We start from the raw sequence: 16,723 nt of genomic DNA, 5'->3' as shown, positions 1-16,723 counted from the left end.
TAATTGTCATTAAAAATCTGAGAAAGCTATTGATTTGAATAATAGCGAAAAGATTCAGCAATGTCAATAGTTAAAGGCGGTCCCTGAATGAATCCATTTGGTCCAGAAACTTTCTTGTTTTTAGATAAAGACCTGAATATTCATCATAGTATGCGGAAATGACCTTTTTCAATTCAGCTTTTGTTTCTGGTTTGACCGAAATATTGCCCAGCCGGCTTAAGTCCAGCAGATAAAAAAGCCGCAGCAGCCTGACTGTGCCAGGAGAGATTTTAATCCTGTACGGATCCGTTTCAAAGCACCGATGGCACAGGAGCCCTCCCTCTCTGATTGAAAAGTGGAACTCTCCTTCTGTGCTGCCGCAATTTGTACACCTGTCCAGAACCGGATACAGTCCCTGGACATTGAGCATTTTCATTTCATAGATAAATGTGAGGATTTCCATATCATAGCCCTCATTCATATAGTTGAGGGTCTGAAGGAGCAATTCGAACATAAAAGGATTCGATTTTTTATCCTCAGTCACTTTATCCGTCAAATCTACAACATAACTGGCATGGGCTGTCAGAAAAATATCCTCCCGGATTGACCGCATGGATGAAATCATCTCTCCCTGCTGCAATCCGCCCAGTCCTGAGCTTGCCTGGAAAAGATAGTGGCCATACGCAAAAAGCTGGGTGACGGCAGCGAGCCTGCTGCTGGGCTTTTTCGCACCTCTTGCCATCACACCAACTTTTCCGAATTCCCTGGTATATAAAGTTACAATTTTATTGTTCTCGCCATAATCAGTTGTCCTAATGACAATGCCTTCGCATTTCTGCAGCATCTGTTGTCACCATCCATTACTACAGACAAACCTATGAGATTGGAAAATCAATTTGTGCTAGTTCATCCTCCTGATAACCGGGTATTTCTTGATTGTCTTTCTCTAATTCCTTAAAGAGAAGATACGTGTCAATGTTACCTGTTTGCGAAAACACCTTCCAGGTAAAATCCAACATCGAAAACCCCACCTTTCATTTTTTCACTAGCAATGCATCTATCCCAAATCCTTATGAATATCATAGCCTGTCAATCAGATTTTCATGTTACGCAAAAATTGTAAATCCTGTTTATGAATAATATTTGGAATCCGTTAATATGTTATTGGTGGAGCATTTGCCAAACAGGCTTAATATTCGTCTTCCCTGAAACCGAAATCACGAAGCTGAGTGGCTTTGTTTCTCCAATCCTTCTGGACCTTGACCCATAACTCCAGGAATACCTTTGATCCAAGGAGGCTTTCGATATCATGACGGGCTCGTTTGCCAATCTCCTTCAGCATGCCTCCCTGCTTGCCGATGATGATTCCCTTCTGGGAGTCCCTCTCAACAATGATCGTTGCCATGACATGCACCATTTCCTTTTCAGGCTGGCGTTCCATTTTTTCGATCACGACAGCGAGTGAATGAGGAATTTCTTCCCTTGTCAGGTGCAACGCTTTTTCCCTGATCAGTTCAGAAACGATGAAGCGTTCCGGATGATCTGTTACCTGGTCGGCTGGATAGAACTGTGGTCCTTCCGGCATTTTTTCCTTGATTTGCTGAAGCAGCCGATCTATATTATTCCCTTCAAGCGCAGAAATCGGAACAATTTCTGCAAAATTGAATTTCTGCTGGTAGGACTCGATCAGTTTCAACAGCTCATCCGGATGAATAAGATCGATTTTATTGATGACAAGGAAAACAGGCGTCTTCACATTTTGGAGTTTTTCAATGATGAATTCTTCTCCGCGGCCATATCCTTCCTGGGCATTGACCATAAATAACACCAAATCGACTTCTTTTAAAGTATTTTGTGCAACCTTCATCATGAAATCGCCAAGACGGTGCTTTGGTTTATGGATTCCTGGAGTGTCGATGAAAATCAATTGTGAATCATCGAGTGTCAATACTCCCTGCACCTTGTTCCGGGTCGTTTGGGGCTTATCGCTCATGATCGCAATTTTTTGCCCGATTACCCTGTTAAGAAAGGTCGACTTTCCTACATTTGGCCTTCCAATGATTGATATGAATCCTGATTTGTGCGATTTATTATTTGAGTCTTGATTATTAAAGTTCATCCTGTAATTCCCTTCTCCACTTTATTTTAACTTATTTCCAGTGTGATTTCATCGTTTGTAGCGAAAATGAAATATAAATTTTTAAATTTTCTAAAAACATTCAAGCACTGTTTGTACACTGTGATGATATTTTACTCAAGTTCTTTCCTATTTTCAAATCGTTCTAACATGTAACTGGCTATTGTCGCGATAGGAGCCTTTTAAAAAGGCTCTTTTCTCAAACTTTGTTGCTATTGACTACTAAATTGGATTGAATGACCTAGTTTTCTTTATAAAATTCAAGCTTATTATGAGAAAAGAGCTTGCACAATTAAAAACGAACTGCAAAATTGCTTATAGCACGTTAAAATCGGCTTTAAGATTTTAACAACAATCTTTACGAAAACAGCCTTTAAAAAAGAAAAGTTGCCCTGTTCGGACAACTAACTGAACCATGCTGGAATTTTCGGCAAAAAGATGATCATACCAATAATGACGCTGGCAATCGCAAAAATGAGCACAGCACCGGCAGCAATGTCTTTCGCCTGCTTCGCAAGCGGATGGAATTCTTCTGTATACAAATCAACCGTTCTCTCGATTGCCGTATTCATCATCTCCAACGACACCATTCCGCCAATACACAGAATAATCGCAATCCATTCGTATTTGTTAATCTCAAAAATGAAGCCAGACAGAACGACGAAAACTGAAATACCGAAATGGATTTGTACATTTCGTTCCCTGGCTGCTGCTGCAATTCCTTCAAAACCAAATTTGAAGGAGGAAGTCAACGGATGCTTCCTCCGTTTATCAGCGTCCAAGGCCATATCCTTCGAGCAGTTCCCTTTGCCTGTCAAACATCTGTTTTTCATCATTTTCATTCATATGATCATAGCCCAATAAGTGGAGGAAACCATGGACTGTGAGAAAGCCAAGCTCTCTCATGAATGAATGGTTGTATTCCTCTGCTTGTTCCCTTGCCTTAGGAATGGAGATGATGATATCCCCCAGGATGCGGGGGATATCCTCCCCGACAATCTCCAATTCACCTTCGCCCATTTCCTCTAATGCGAAAGAAATGACATCTGTCGGCCGGTCTTTATCCCGATATTCCCTGTTGATTTCCTGAATGCGTTCATTTGAAACGAAAGTTACAGAAAGCTCGCTTCCGTCCTGGACATTCTCATTCACCGCAGCATGATTCAAAAGTTTTTCAATTTCAATCATCTGCTCTTCTGCCAATTCATTTGTTTCATCCAAAAAATCGATTTCTAAACTCATGCCTGCTTCACCTTCTGTTTATTCATTTCTGGATATTCAATTCTGGAATGAAAAATTCCCTTTAATGTCTCACATAAAGTATCAGCAACGGTGTCCAGCTCTTTTAAGGTGATATCACATTCACTCAGCTGGTCATCCTGAAGCCGGTCCCTGATAATGTTGTCGACCAGTGTTTCGATCTGCTCATGGGTTGGATGGTTCATCGATCGTACGGCTGCTTCGACACTGTCGGCAATTCCGATGACCGCAGACTCTTTTGTCTGCGGCTTTGGCCCTGGATAGCGGAAATCTTCTTCCTTCACTTCATGGTCATTTTGTTTTGCTTTATGATAAAAGAATTTCAGCAAAGTAGTCCCATGATGCTGCTCAGCGATATCAATTATCTCTTTAGGCATACGATGTTTGCGAAGCATCTCTGCGCCATCCGTCGCATGGGCGATGATGATATTTTTGCTTGTCAGCGCTGGCAATTTATCATGAGGATTATCGATATTGATCTGGTTTTCGATAAAAAACTGCGGGCGTTTCGTCTTCCCGATATCGTGATAATAGCATCCAACCCTTGCAAGAAGGCCATTTGCACCGATTGCCTCACATGCGGCTTCCGATAGATTGGCGACCATGACACTGTGATGGTATGTTCCCGGAGCCTCAGTAAGAATCTTTCTTAAGAGCGGGTGATTAGGATTGGACAGTTCAATCAGCCTTAAGGTAGAAAGAATGCCGAATCCCGCTTCAAAAAACGGCAGCAGACCAATTGTCAGTACAGCCGAGACAATTCCGGAAACGAACGCGGCAGTAATATAAAACCCATATTCCAATCCAGAATACTGGCTATTCCTCAGGAACAAAATTGAAAGAATGACAATAAGGTTGATCACCGAGACAAATAAACCTGCCTGGAGTATTTTGGACCTCCGATTCTGTTTTTGCAAAAACAGGATCGCCGCCAAACCGCTCAATAAAATATAAATTCCCAGGGAGACATTCAATGTCCCGGTAATGCCTTCGTTGAATATGATCGTGCCGATCACCGCAAGAATGGCCACCTGCAGCAGGGCAAGCCTTTCGTTGATCAGGATCTTGATCAGCATCGCTCCCATAGCTGCAGGGAAAATATATCCAATCTCGGAGTATTCAAATTCATCGAACAGGCTGACCAGTTTCATCAATAAAATCGCGGTAATAAAAATAATACTGAAAATCAACAGGTTCTTTTGTTTTTTATCAGCGTTTTCCATTTCATTAAAAACGACATAAAGTCCAAACAAGGTTAATGCAGTAAGCATCCCTAGCCCGATGAACGGCTTATATGAATTTTCACTTTCCAGCAGGCCGACCAGTTGCAGTTTCTTATAGATATCCCTGCTGATCAGTTGTCCCTCATCCACGAGAATTTGACCTTCAAGAATCCTCACTGGTTCCACACTATCCATTGTCTGCTGGCGCAGGTCCTCGGTAGCTTCAGGATCATAAAATTCATTCTGGACGACAGCATAACGGCCAATTTCGATGACAGCCCTTTTCAAGCTGCCGTTTAGACTGGTATACTTCAATTCTTCCTCAACATTCAATTTTGCATTCTCCACTTCATCCGCGGGAACACTATGCTTCATTGTATTATTGATCGCCGTGACGGTGAGGTCCTTTGCAGCTTGCAGTTCTTCCTTTGGGGCTTGCAGTAAAGCAATGAATACGTCATCTGAAAGACTCTTCGTTTCACTGTCGGTCAATTTGGTTTTCAGCTTTTCGATTTTCTCCTCAATCGTCGGGACCTGAGGTGCGGAAACGTCTTTCCCATCCGCCTCGGCGGCTGTCTTCTGTTTATCAATTTCTTCCTGTGCTTCTGCATTGACTTCAGACACAGAACCAAATATCGAAGTGACCAGATCCACCCTGTTCTGGGCATATTCCCTCTTGACCCGATAAACGTCATTGACCTGTTCGACCGCTTCTCTGCGGTTCGCTTCTGTGCTTTCTTTATCCTCAATCGTAATAGGGGACCTGATGGTTTTCTCTGCCACAGAGAATAACTCGAGATTAAGCTTTTCAGGCTTCACATTGGTGAACATAGCAGAATACATAACAATACCAATAAGCAAGAATAATAAAACCCGGAAAATCTTTATATTCAACAAGTCTAAAATCGCTGTTAATTGGACCTGCAGCTTTTCCATATCCATACTGCCCTCCCGCTAAACAAATCGAGCCAGTTTGAGAATAACTGGGAAATCACCTGACTTTAAGTACCATCATATCAGTTTTTATCCAAAGTTTCATCACTAATTGAAATAACCGCCGTTTACAGGAGTAAAATTGTACTTTTCCATGCAAAAGCAAAAGTCCGCTCACAATTTTTTCAGGAGCGGACTGAGGTTGTTCATTCATTTTTTCCATATGCTTCAATGATCCGTCCGACAAGCGGATGACGCACCACATCAGCCTGTTCAAGGTGCACAAAAGAGATTCCGGAGACATCCTGCAATACATTCTCCGCCTCTACCAGGCCTGACTTAGCGCCTTTCGGCAAATCAATCTGGGTGGTATCACCTGTTATGATCATTTTGGATCCAAATCCCAGACGCGTCAGGAACATCTTCATCTGAGCCTGTGTCGTGTTCTGGGCTTCATCGAGAATGACGAACGCATCATCAAGAGTCCTTCCCCTCATATAAGCAAGGGGTGCAATCTCGATCGTTCCTCTTTCAATCAGACGCAATGTATGTTCAGTGCCCAGGATATCATGCAAAGCATCATACAGCGGACGGAGATAAGGGTCGACCTTTTCCTTCAAGTCCCCAGGGAGGAAACCGAGGCTTTCTCCTGCTTCTACAGCCGGTCTTGTTAAAATGATTTTGGATACCGTTCCATTTTTCAGCGCCGTGACGGCCATCACGACAGCTAGATATGTTTTCCCAGTACCAGCCGGTCCGATGCCAAAAACAAGGTCGCGGCTTTTGATGGCATTCACATAATGTCTCTGGCCAAGTGTCTTGACCCTGATGGATTTACCTTTTACATTTTTACTGATTTCTTCATCGTATAAATCCCTGAAATATTCCAAGGTCCCTTTTTCAGCCATTTGAATAGCGTAAACAGCCTCTCTCTGGCTAACACTAATGCCTTTACGGATCACCGCAAGCAGGTTTTCCAAAACGGCCTGGGCCAGTGCCACCTGCTCCTCAGGCCCGGAAATCCCTATCGTCTCACCGCGTGTCACAATCGAGACTCCAAGCTCCTGTTCAATCAATTTCAGGTTGATATCTGCATTGCCGAATAATGAAACGGCTTCAGTTGGATTCGCTAGTTGGATTTCAGTCGTCTTTAGGTCTTCTGTCATTCTCAGTCTCCTTGGATAATTGGTTGTCCTTCTGCAATATCTTCAATGATTGTAAAATGTGTGATTAGTCTTACTTTATCATTCTCAATTGACTGATGTAAAATTTTTTCCCCTTTTATGATAGCATTTTCAGGCAGCGTGTTTTTTATATCCTTCCTGGCAAGTTCTTTTGCACTTTCGATCGCTTCTTCCCTTGTATAGATGCGGGTAACCTGTTCCCGCTCCCTGATCGTCCTTTTTTCGATTTTAGCCGGAAGCTCCCATTTGAAAAATTTTATTGGCTGCTCTGAGACTTCGGTTTCATACTCCTTGAATTCATTCTTCCCAAAACCCCATACAGGTATTGCTTTTCCGGCTATTTTCAGAGAATAAATTCTTTTTTCATTTCCGTTATAGACCTGGAATGTACTATTTAAAGGCAATTCCACCTTGGTTGAATACCAGGTCTCCCCAAGGATTTCACCAGTGGCCGCTACCACTTTTTGCTCATTCTCCTTACCATACAAGCCTGATACAAGGAGCTGACCGGGCTGCACAAAATCATTCACTTCCACCACCGGATCCCCTTTCTCCACGAAAATTTTGACAATGGCCGCCTTCTTTTTCGCAACTAAATGCCTTGGACCAATTGCTTCCGCTTTTTCCGGCTCACTTTTCTCGACAGCCTGAAAATGATAGGTCGTCCCCTTCAGCTCCACACCAATCCACGTCAAAGCCCCTACCTTATCTGTCAGTTCCTTCTGGATGCTTTCGACATTGTCAATCGAAAACTGCATTTTACCGACACCTATTCCCATCTTGTCCAATTCCTTGCGAATTTGATATTCAGTCGCGGGGCTGGCACCGTTTATTTCAATTCCCCAAACCATGTTTGAGAGGAGCACGATCAACGCAAAAAACAAAATTGCTCCTGCTAAAAACCCACTGTTTGTCCATAACTTCTTTAAAAAGAAAGGGCCACCCGCCCTCTCCAGGAACCTGATCTTGCAGTGACTGTCCCTCGCCGGGATCCGCAGCTTTTTCACGTCCTGCAGATTGACATAAAAAGTAACCGCCTCAGAACCATGTTTCTTCACATTCCAAATTGACACGCCATTACGTGTCAGCTGGTTCAGGAATCTTTCTATGCCCCTGCCTGTCAATTTCACCTTCACAGTGCCAGAAAAGGTGTGTATCCATTGGTTTTTCATTTGGCTCCCCCTCAACTTCAATCATTTATATATAGAACCTGATCGATTTTTCCTTCGAGCAGTATCTCTTCAGGCAATATTGTCTTGATCACGAACGCCTTGCCCTTGACCAGAAGCTGGCCGCCTTTGATCATAAGCCTCACTTCACCATCTGAAAAAGCAAGCAGGCCCCGATGATTTTCTATATAAATATGGACTTGCCCAATCATCGTGATTCTAGGGAGATCCATCATGACATCTTGAGGAAGATCCATTTTTTGTGTCATCCATTTGCGTACATACTGGCCCCATTTTTTTGCCATAAAAAAAAGAACCCCCTTTCATCTCATATGTATGAGAAAAAGGGAGGTTCTAGCACCATTTTTAACTTTATCATAAGCATTCTTTCAAACCAGCAGGAGCGGTCAAAATCCTTTGCCTAATATCTCCTCGACGGGTTGTAAGGCTTTTTCGCACGGGGCTTTCCTAGGACTTCAGCCCAGATCAATCCCTCTAACAGAGTGTCTTTATCCGGCTGGAATACGACATCGGTTTGTACCTGTTCTCTCTTTTGGTTCAGCCGGCCAGATGTTTGACTGGACGACATCCTGCCAGTTTGCTGTTTTTTTGCAGATTCTTCAGTTTGATGCTTTCGTTCTTGATATTTCTTTTGAATATCTGTCAGGACTTCAACTCCTGAATCGGCCGGGCTCTGACTTCTCTTGTCCCTGCTTGGTTCTGCAGGTCTGCGGTTCTCGGACCGGGGATAGTAATCATCAGCTTTTTCAATCTCAGGACGGAGCGGCTCCCTTTTTGCTTCGGCCTGCTGTCTTCTCACAGGCGCCGGACGTGGCTGCTGGACTGGTCCGGGCGGCCTGACAGGACGGCGCTGCTGTTGCTGGCTGCCATCCTTCTTTTTTTGATTGAACAGACTTGAGATTACCCCGATCAGAATGAACAGGGCTATTGGATTACTGAATAATTCTAATAAAATTTGCATGTGGAGCCCCCCTTTCTTTTATCGGGTTCTCTCATCATTGATTATTCTTATCGTCTTTTTTACCGTTTGACAGCTTGCCGATGGAACCTCTCATATCTGTGTCGGCTTCGATATTCTGGATATTCATATAGTCCATCACACCAATGTTCCCTTCACGAAGCGCTTCGGCCATTGCCAATGGTACAGTAGCTTCCGCTTCGACCACTTTCGCTCTCATTTCTTCGACGCGCGCCTTCATTTCCTGTTCTTGTGCAACAGCCATCGCACGGCGCTCTTCGGCCTTCGCCTGGGCAATCTTCTTGTCTGCCTCCGCCTGCTCAGTCTGCAGCTCAGCACCGATGTTTTTGCCGATATCAACGTCCGCGATATCAATCGATAGAATTTCAAATGCTGTTCCTGCATCAAGACCTTTGGAAAGGACGGTTTGTGAAATCATATCAGGATTTTCCAACACTTTTTTATGGTTGTCGGAAGAACCGATTGTCGATACGATCCCTTCACCAACACGGGCAACAATCGTTTCTTCACCAGCACCCCCGACGAGTCGGTCGATGTTCGCTCTTACTGTGATTCTCGCCTTTGCCTTTACCTCGATTCCATCCATGGCTACACCTGCGATGAATGGAGTTTCAATGACCTTCGGATTAACACTCATTTGTACGGCTTCCAGTACGTCACGACCTGCCAGGTCAATCGCAGCCGCTCGCTCGAATGAAAGCTCAATATTCGCACGGTGTGCAGCTATCAGGGCATTAACGACCCTATCAACATTACCCCCTGCAAGGTAGTGGCTTTCCAGCTGGTTAGTCGTTACATTCAAACCTGCTTTATGTGCCTTGATCATCGGATTGATGACCCTGCTTGGGATTACCCTTCTTAATCTCATTCCGATCAGCGTGAAAATGCTGACCCTTACACCCGCTGCCAATGCTGAAATCCATAGCATTACCGGCACGAATGTCAGCAATACACCAAGGAAAATGATCCCAAGTGCAACCGCAATCAATACAAACGCTGTACCTGCATCCATTTGAACTGCCTCCTAAGAATTATATTACCCAGGCTTTTGATCTTTCAGTGTTAGAAAATCAATCGATCAAATACCTTTGGTTTTATCTCTACTTGTTATGGTTTTTCATTGTTTTGCTTTGGAACATGACAATGAAAAAAAACAAATTAGATCTCATTAATTTCTCTTACCACGATTCTTGAGCCTTCCGTTTTAACAATCCTTACTTTCTTTCCTTTTGGAACAAAGCCGCCCTCGCTCACCACATCAATGCGCTCATCTTCCACGATGATGGTGCCTGAAGGCCTGAGAGGTGTCAGCGTCACCCCTTCTACTCCAATCAGTTCCAGACGGTTCTTGTTAGACACATAGCCTTTTTCAGTGCTTGTTGAATCGGTCAGTATGATTCTTTTGAAAAATTTCATCTTTTTTCCAAACACCCTTATCATCAAAATAGATAAAACAATGGACGCTGTCAGGGCAACCAATAAAGAGATTCCCATATGGACCACATTATCCGATGCCATAAAAAAGCTCGCGACAATGGCCAGTAAACCAATGACTCCGGCAATTCCGCCTGGGATGAACAACTCGAGCAGGATTAGCCCGACTCCGAGCGCAAACAGGATCAGTGTTTCAAAACCGGCCAGTCCGGCAACCATATGTCCATAGAAGAATAATAGCAGCGCTGACAACCCAGCAATTCCCGGCAGGCCAAATCCAGGTGAGTAAAGCTCAAGGACCAAACCAAGACTGCCTATTGTCATAAGGATTGGGATCACTATAGGATGTGTAATGAACCTCGCCAGCTTTTCAGCGAAAGTTTCATTTACATTCCGGACTTCGGCATCCTCATAGCCCAGTTTATTAAGCAAGTCATTGAGGTTTTTGACTGTTCCTTCCGAATATCCCACTTCAAGTGCCTGTTCTGCCGTCAGGGTAAGCAACTTCCCTTTTCCTGCACCCAGTTCAGGAAGGTCGATGCTTTCGTCAGCCATCGCCTGGGCATAGATCGGATCTCTGCCACTTTCGACAGCCGCAGCTTTCATGGCTGCAAACCAATAAGATTCCGCCTTCTTTCCAGCAGTGTTGCCCTGCTGGTCGATGATCGCAGCCGATCCCATTGTAGCTCCGGGAACCATATAAATTTCATCTGTATTCAGGGAAATATAGGCACCCGCTGATAACGCCTTTTTATTGACGAATGACACCGTTTTTAAGTCAGTTCCCGTCAACAATTTTCCAATCCCATCAGCGGCATCGACAGCTCCGCCAGGTGTATTCACATCAAAAATGATTGCTTCCGCACCAGCCTCTTCCGCCTCTCCCACAGCTCTCTTCAAGAAGGCAAGCAGGCCTTTTTCCACTGTTTCTTCAATCGGAACGACATAGACCACTTTTTGGTCAGCATCCGCAGTGAAAGGATTGACCAGACTGGCCAGTGACAAGAGGATGATGATGCTGGCAATCACTGATTTGATTTTCAATTAGGCACCTCCATTCTGTAAAAAATAAGGCCATATTGGTAATACGCATAGGTACACCAAAAGGTTTCAATGTTTTTTACAGATTTGTTAATTATGTATTTTGGAATGGGGGCCTCTTGAATCCCAGCCAACCGAAGTGCAGAATGTCCTGGGAACCACGCAACAAACATAACACATGAATCATGCTGGCACATCTTTTAATATGCGCTAAAAAGGCCGCAAGAGTATCCTGCGGCCTTCGAGCTTTTTATGAAAGGTGTTGTTGTACAAGTTTATTAACGAGAGATCCGTCTGCTTTACCTTTTACTTTAGGCATAAGGACAGCCATTACTCTACCCATATCGGCTTTTGATGCCGCACCGGTCTCCGCGATAGCTTCTTTGACGATTTCCGTCACTTCTTCTTCGCTAAGCTGCTGTGGCATGTAAATTTCGACATGCTTTAGTTCTGTTTGTATCTTTTCAACGAGGTCTTGACGACCAGCTTTTTCAAATTCCTGGAGGGAATCTTTGCGTTGTTTCACTTCACGAGAAAGTACAGTTAACTCTTCTTCTTCGGATAATTCCTGCTTGCCGAACTTGATCGCTTCGTTCTGCAAGGAAGCTTTTACCATCCGAATCGTCGTGAGTCTGTCCTTTTCTTTGTTCTTCATCGCTTGTTTCATATCATTATTTAAACGCTCGAGCAGGCTCAAGTTAATTCCACCCTCTCTTAGAACTTGCGTTTTCTAGCAGCTTCAGACTTTTTCTTACGCTTTACACTAGGTTTTTCGTAGAATTCGCGCTTTCTAGCTTCTTGGATAGTACCTGATTTAGATACAGTACGTTTGAAGCGTCGAAGAGCATCTTCAAGCGATTCGTTTTTACGAACGACAGTTTTAGACATTCTCTTTCCCTCCCTCCGAGCACAACACACTAACACCAAAACACATGGGAAACCATGTACCTTGCAATTATAATATATCACTGGCAGGAGGTCAACTGTAATTGGCCCTTGTTTTAAATTATGTATTTTCGCCCTCAACGATCCTTAAAAAAAGAAAATCCATGCATGTCCCTTTTTCCTTTTCATACATTTAAATGAAAGGATGGTGCTTATGGTCTATCTGCTATTATTTATTGTTTTCCTCGCTGTATTTATCGGAGGCATGACGCTGCTCCGTAAAGGCTTATTCGAGCTTTCGGCAAGCAGGATGAAAAACTGGCTGGCTCTCATGACTGATACACCAATAAAGGGTATGATAGCCGGAATGACAGTGACCGCACTTTTGCACAGCAGTTCTGCTGTCATGGTCATTACTATCGGCTTGATTTCTGCTGGGCTGCTAAGATTCTCGCAATCAATCGGCATCATTCTTGGATCGAATATCGGGACAACCTTCACTCTTGAAATCATAACTTTCAATATTGATGCCTTCATTGTGCCCTTTGCGATCATCGGGGCAATTCTATTGGTTTTCCGCAACCGGACATGGCAAAATCTTGGCGCGATTTCTTTTGGTATCGCTGCTATTTTTGCAGCCATGCGCGGTTTCACCTTTCTCGCCGACCCTGTAACAAGTCTGCCGGCAGTTGAACATGCACTCGCCAACTTGAACAACAGTCATTGGATCAGCATATTTACTGGTACCATTGTGACAGGGATGATCCAGTCCAGTACTGCAATGACCGGCATCGTGATGGGATTCCTGTCTGAAGGAACATTATCGATGGACTCAGCCATAGCTGCAATGCTTGGCGCCAATATCGGGACCTGCATTACCGCCCTGCTTGCGTCGATTGGCGCAGGCAAAGAGGCAAGACTGACAGCTTTTGCCCATGTATGGCTGAACATTGCAGGAGCCGCTTTATTTTTCCCCTTCATCGGCGAGATTGCAGCATTGGCCCCTTTTACTGCCGAAAGGCCAGATGTCCAGCTGGCGCATGTCAGCGTCATTTATAACCTAATCGCTTCATTGCTGGTTCTGCCTGTCGCGGAGAAATTCGGGGTGATGATTGAAGTGATTCATGGGAAGGGTCGGTGAGATGGTCGATTCATCTGTAAAATGTACTTTAACCCCTATGTGTTTGATATATTTAAAGATCCGACGATAAAACTTGGAATGTGGTCGATATAATTAAACTTTCGCCAAAATCTTTTTAATAAGGGACAATACACCTGAATTACTCTTGTTCTTTAGTTAGCGTAAAAACAAAAAGAACTGGCATTTGGCCAGCTCTTTGCATTTCCCTTATATAACAGCTTGTTCTGCTGCGTTTTCATCTTCAAGCACGCGTACGAACTGGCCTTCATTGTAAGGATATCCCGACTTTGCGATCTTCACCTTGACAATTTTGCCGACCATATCCTCGGCAGCAGGGAAAACAACCTTTAAATAGTTGTCTGTGTACCCTACATAAAGCCCGCTTTCTGGAGCTTCTTTGTAAAGTTCTTCAGGGATTACTTCCAGTACTTCGTCCTCAAACTGTGAAGCATATTCCTTTGCAAGCTGGTCAGATAGTTCAATCAAGCGGTGAACTCGTTCGTTCTTTACCTCTTCATCGACCTGGTCTTCCATTCTTGCGGCAGGTGTGCCTGTTCGTTTTGAATATGGGAAGACGTGAAGCTCTGAGAATTGGTGCTCTTTCACAAAGTTGTAAGTCTCCATAAATTCTTCTTCTGTTTCACCAGGGAATCCTACGATGACATCAGAAGTGACCGCAAGACCTGGCAAGACTTCTTTCAGACGATCAAGGCGCTCCCCGAAAAATTCCATTGTGTACTTGCGGCGCATTCTTTTCAAAACGGTATCAGAGCCGGATTGAAGCGGAATGTGCAGGTGACGGACAATGATATTGGACAGGTCGATTACTTCAATCACTTCGTCTGTAATCTGGCTTGCCTCGATAGAAGAAATACGCAGACGCTTAATCCCTTTTACTTGTGCCTCTAAATCTCTAAGCAATGCTGCAAGATTATAATCCTTCATATCTTCACCATAGCCGCCTGTATGGATGCCTGTAAGAACAATTTCCTTATAGCCGGCATCAACAAGCTGCTGAGCCTGGCGAATGACTTCCTGCGGATCACGGGATCTCATCAGACCGCGTGCCCATGGAATGATACAGAAAGTACAGAAGTTGTTGCAGCCTTCCTGGATTTTCAATGAAGCTCTTGTACGATCCGTGAAGGCAGGTACGTCAAGCTCTTCATATACACGGTTTTTCATGATGTTGCCGACAGCATTGATTGGCTGTCGCTCTTGCTTGTACTGCTCGATATATTCAAGCATTTTCACACGGTCCTGAGTTCCGACAACAATATCAACTCCAGGAATCGCCATTATTTCAGCTGGAGATGTCTGGGCGTAGCAGCCGGTAACACAAATAACAGCGTCCGGATTTTTGCGGACAGCGCGGCGGATGACCTGGCGGCTCTTTTTATCCCCAGTATTCGTTACCGTACATGTGTTGATGACGTAAACATCAGAGGTAGATTCAAAATCCACTCTTTCGTATCCTTGTTCCTTGAATAATTGCCAGATGGCTTCTGTTTCGTAATGGTTAACCTTGCAACCTAATGTATGAAAAGCAACTGCAGGCATGATCTTCACCTCAATAGTTCAAAATGATAGGAAACAGCAGACAATGCATAAAGCGGTGCTGTTTCAGTACGTAAAATGCGTGGTCCAAGACCACAAGCCAAAAATCCATTTTCAGTTAAAAGGGTGACTTCCTCAGCGGTCAATCCCCCTTCTGGGCCAAAAACAATCAGGAGACTTTGATCTTTCTCCATTTTCGCGAGAGTCGCAGACAGGACAGATGCTTCCCCGGCCTTCGCCTCTTCCTCATAGGCAATTAGCTTATAAGTATAATCATCAGCAAGTTTGACTAATTGTTTTAGGCTGACCGGCTCCTTAACCGACGGTACAATATTGCGATGGGACTGTTCTGCCGCTTCTTTGGCTATCTTTTGCCAGCGTTCAACCTTTTTGCCAGCCTTCTTGCTGTCCCATTTCACAATCGAGCGGGATGCGGTGAAGGGGACAAATTCATAGGCACCCAGTTCAGTGCCTTTTTGAATGATCAATTCGAGCTTATCCCCTTTGGGCAGACCGCTCGCAATCACGACATGGACGGGAAGCTCCCTCGTCCCTTCCTCCCATTTTACAACGTTTGCCACAACCATTTCATCGGTAATTTCTTCAATCTGACAAACTGCGCTTTTGCCATTGGGACTGACGCAGATGATTTCATCCCCAGTCTTCATCCTCATCACTCGAACAATGTGATGAAAATCATCGCCGATAATACGGAATTGCTCCTGACTTTCTAGATCGTCAATAAAGTAACGCTGCATCACAGCACCCGCTTTCGAAAAAAGCTGTTTTAAAAAGACAGAAAAAAGGGGTTAAGCTGTTCCCCTTTTTTCTTCATTATTTCTTTTTCCCGATAATCGCAACCCAGTCTTCCATTGTCATAATCTCTTCTATTTCAAAGCCAGCATTGATCATTGCATCCTTGACGACTTCTTTCTTCTGCTGGATGATCCCTGAAGTTATGAAATGACCGCCACTCTTGACAATCTTTCCGGCATCATCCGCAAAACGCAGGATGACCTCTGCGAGAATATTCGCGACAACAATGTCGGCCCCTTCTGCAACTCCATCAAGAAGGTTGTTTTGTGAAATGGTTGCAACATCATGGACTTTGTTCAGCTTAAGGTTGAGTTTTGCCACCTGGACCGCTACATCATCGAGGTCCATCGCTTCCACTTTTTCAGCACCCAGTTTCGCTGCGGCAATACTAAGTACACCTGAACCTGTTCCAACATCAACGACCCGGTCGCCAGGACGAACTGTTCTTTCCAGCGCCTGGATACACATGACGGTTGTTGGATGGGTCCCGGTCCCAAAAGCCATGCCTGGATCAAGCTCGATGATCAGTTCATCCGTATTCACTGGAGTGTACTCCTCCCAGGTAGGGACAATCGTGAACTTTTCGGAAATCTTCACAGGATTATAGTACTTTTTCCAGGCAGTTGCCCACTCTTCCTCATTCACTTCGCTGATTGATACTTTATTCAATCCGATATCAATATTGTAGATGATCAGATTATTGATTGCTTCTTTGATTTCATCGACTGTTTCTCCCAGGAAGCTGTTTACAGGGAGATACGCCTTGACGATGACGCCTTCTTCAAGATAATCATCTGGATTGAGTTGGTATATTTCCCCGAACTGGTCCTCTCTTTCCTTCACAAGCTCAAGTGGATCTTCAATCACGACGCCGCTTGCGCCTGCTTCATGCAGGATATTTGAAATCGGCTCAACCGCTTCATTTGTTGTTAAAATGCTGATTTCGGACCATTTCATTTATACC

Annotated in this window: 18 protein-coding genes; 1 reads left to right on the top strand and 17 read right to left on the bottom strand. The window is 44.2% G+C overall.

Features of this window, described 5'->3' with window-relative positions; all coding sequences use genetic code 11:
* Positions 1-70: 70 nt before the first annotated feature.
* The 14 genes from recO to rpsU form a co-directional block, all read right to left on the bottom strand.
* Complete coding sequence (recO, locus tag FS736_RS09560) at positions 71-823, bottom strand: DNA repair protein RecO (RefSeq protein ID WP_144476165.1); 753 nt, start codon at positions 821-823, stop codon at positions 71-73.
* Positions 824-854: 31 nt separating this feature from the next.
* Complete coding sequence (locus FS736_RS09555; RefSeq protein WP_144476164.1) at positions 855-998, bottom strand: YqzL family protein; 144 nt, start codon at positions 996-998, stop codon at positions 855-857.
* 170 nt (positions 999-1,168) lie between these two features.
* Positions 1,169-2,098 (bottom strand): GTPase Era, encoded by a 930-nt coding sequence (era, locus tag FS736_RS09550; RefSeq protein ID WP_144476163.1) that lies wholly within the window; start codon positions 2,096-2,098, stop codon positions 1,169-1,171.
* A gap of 422 nt (positions 2,099-2,520) precedes the next feature.
* Positions 2,521-2,904, bottom strand: coding sequence for a diacylglycerol kinase family protein (locus FS736_RS09545; protein ID WP_144476162.1), 384 nt, complete (start codon positions 2,902-2,904; stop codon positions 2,521-2,523).
* The gene (ybeY, locus tag FS736_RS09540) at positions 2,888-3,358 is read right to left on the bottom strand and encodes an rRNA maturation RNase YbeY (protein ID WP_144476161.1); all 471 of its coding nucleotides are present in this window, start codon (positions 3,356-3,358) and stop codon (positions 2,888-2,890) included. The genes FS736_RS09545 and ybeY overlap by 17 nt, the downstream gene beginning before the upstream one ends.
* On the bottom strand, positions 3,355-5,535 hold the full coding sequence (locus FS736_RS09535) for an HD family phosphohydrolase (RefSeq protein ID WP_144476896.1): 2,181 nt from the start codon (positions 5,533-5,535) through the stop codon (positions 3,355-3,357). Before FS736_RS09535 ends, ybeY begins: the two co-directional genes overlap by 4 nt.
* Before the next feature lie 203 nt (positions 5,536-5,738).
* The gene (locus FS736_RS09530) at positions 5,739-6,698 is read right to left on the bottom strand and encodes a PhoH family protein (RefSeq protein WP_144476160.1); all 960 of its coding nucleotides are present in this window, start codon (positions 6,696-6,698) and stop codon (positions 5,739-5,741) included.
* Positions 6,699-6,700: 2 nt separating this feature from the next.
* Positions 6,701-7,888, bottom strand: a complete 1,188-nt coding sequence (gene yqfD / locus FS736_RS09525; RefSeq protein WP_144476159.1) for a sporulation protein YqfD — start codon at positions 7,886-7,888, stop codon at positions 6,701-6,703.
* Positions 7,889-7,905: 17 nt separating this feature from the next.
* Positions 7,906-8,190, bottom strand: coding sequence for a sporulation protein YqfC (gene yqfC, locus FS736_RS09520; RefSeq protein WP_079509795.1), 285 nt, complete (start codon positions 8,188-8,190; stop codon positions 7,906-7,908).
* A gap of 116 nt (positions 8,191-8,306) precedes the next feature.
* Complete coding sequence (locus tag FS736_RS09515) at positions 8,307-8,867, bottom strand: hypothetical protein (protein ID WP_144476158.1); 561 nt, start codon at positions 8,865-8,867, stop codon at positions 8,307-8,309.
* A 34-nt stretch (positions 8,868-8,901) separates the two neighbouring features.
* Positions 8,902-9,897: a flotillin-like protein FloA gene (gene floA, locus FS736_RS09510; RefSeq protein ID WP_144476157.1), complete on the bottom strand. Its 996-nt coding sequence runs from the start codon at positions 9,895-9,897 to the stop codon at positions 8,902-8,904.
* A gap of 146 nt (positions 9,898-10,043) precedes the next feature.
* A complete protein-coding gene (locus FS736_RS09505; RefSeq protein WP_395883512.1) occupies positions 10,044-11,336 on the bottom strand; it encodes a nodulation protein NfeD in 1,293 nt (430 codons plus the stop codon).
* A gap of 274 nt (positions 11,337-11,610) precedes the next feature.
* Positions 11,611-12,057, bottom strand: a complete 447-nt coding sequence (locus FS736_RS09500) for a GatB/YqeY domain-containing protein (RefSeq protein ID WP_144476156.1) — start codon at positions 12,055-12,057, stop codon at positions 11,611-11,613.
* Positions 12,058-12,074: 17 nt separating this feature from the next.
* The gene (gene rpsU / locus FS736_RS09495; RefSeq protein WP_015595024.1) at positions 12,075-12,248 is read right to left on the bottom strand and encodes a 30S ribosomal protein S21; all 174 of its coding nucleotides are present in this window, start codon (positions 12,246-12,248) and stop codon (positions 12,075-12,077) included.
* A 211-nt stretch (positions 12,249-12,459) separates the two neighbouring features.
* Between rpsU and FS736_RS09490 the strand changes: the two genes are divergently transcribed.
* Positions 12,460-13,386: a Na/Pi symporter gene (locus FS736_RS09490; protein ID WP_144476155.1), complete on the top strand. Its 927-nt coding sequence runs from the start codon at positions 12,460-12,462 to the stop codon at positions 13,384-13,386.
* A 207-nt stretch (positions 13,387-13,593) separates the two neighbouring features.
* Here the strand turns inward: FS736_RS09490 and mtaB are convergent, their stop codons facing one another.
* The 3 genes from mtaB to prmA form a co-directional block, all read right to left on the bottom strand.
* A complete protein-coding gene (gene mtaB, locus FS736_RS09485; protein ID WP_144476154.1) occupies positions 13,594-14,946 on the bottom strand; it encodes a tRNA (N(6)-L-threonylcarbamoyladenosine(37)-C(2))-methylthiotransferase MtaB in 1,353 nt (450 codons plus the stop codon).
* Positions 14,947-14,951: 5 nt separating this feature from the next.
* The gene (locus FS736_RS09480) at positions 14,952-15,701 is read right to left on the bottom strand and encodes a 16S rRNA (uracil(1498)-N(3))-methyltransferase (RefSeq protein WP_144476153.1); all 750 of its coding nucleotides are present in this window, start codon (positions 15,699-15,701) and stop codon (positions 14,952-14,954) included.
* Positions 15,702-15,777: 76 nt separating this feature from the next.
* Positions 15,778-16,716 carry a 50S ribosomal protein L11 methyltransferase gene (prmA, locus tag FS736_RS09475; RefSeq protein ID WP_144476152.1) on the bottom strand — a complete coding sequence of 313 codons (939 nt, stop codon included), beginning with the start codon at positions 16,714-16,716 and terminating at the stop codon, positions 15,778-15,780.
* Positions 16,717-16,723: the final 7 nt, after the last annotated feature.

The sequence above is a fragment of the Cytobacillus oceanisediminis 2691 genome (genome assembly GCF_007678455.1).
GTDB lineage: Bacteria > Bacillota > Bacilli > Bacillales > Cytobacillaceae > Mesobacillus > Mesobacillus oceanisediminis_A.
Note: the sequence above shows the minus strand (reverse complement) of the source record. Positions and strands in the feature narration are given on the sequence as shown.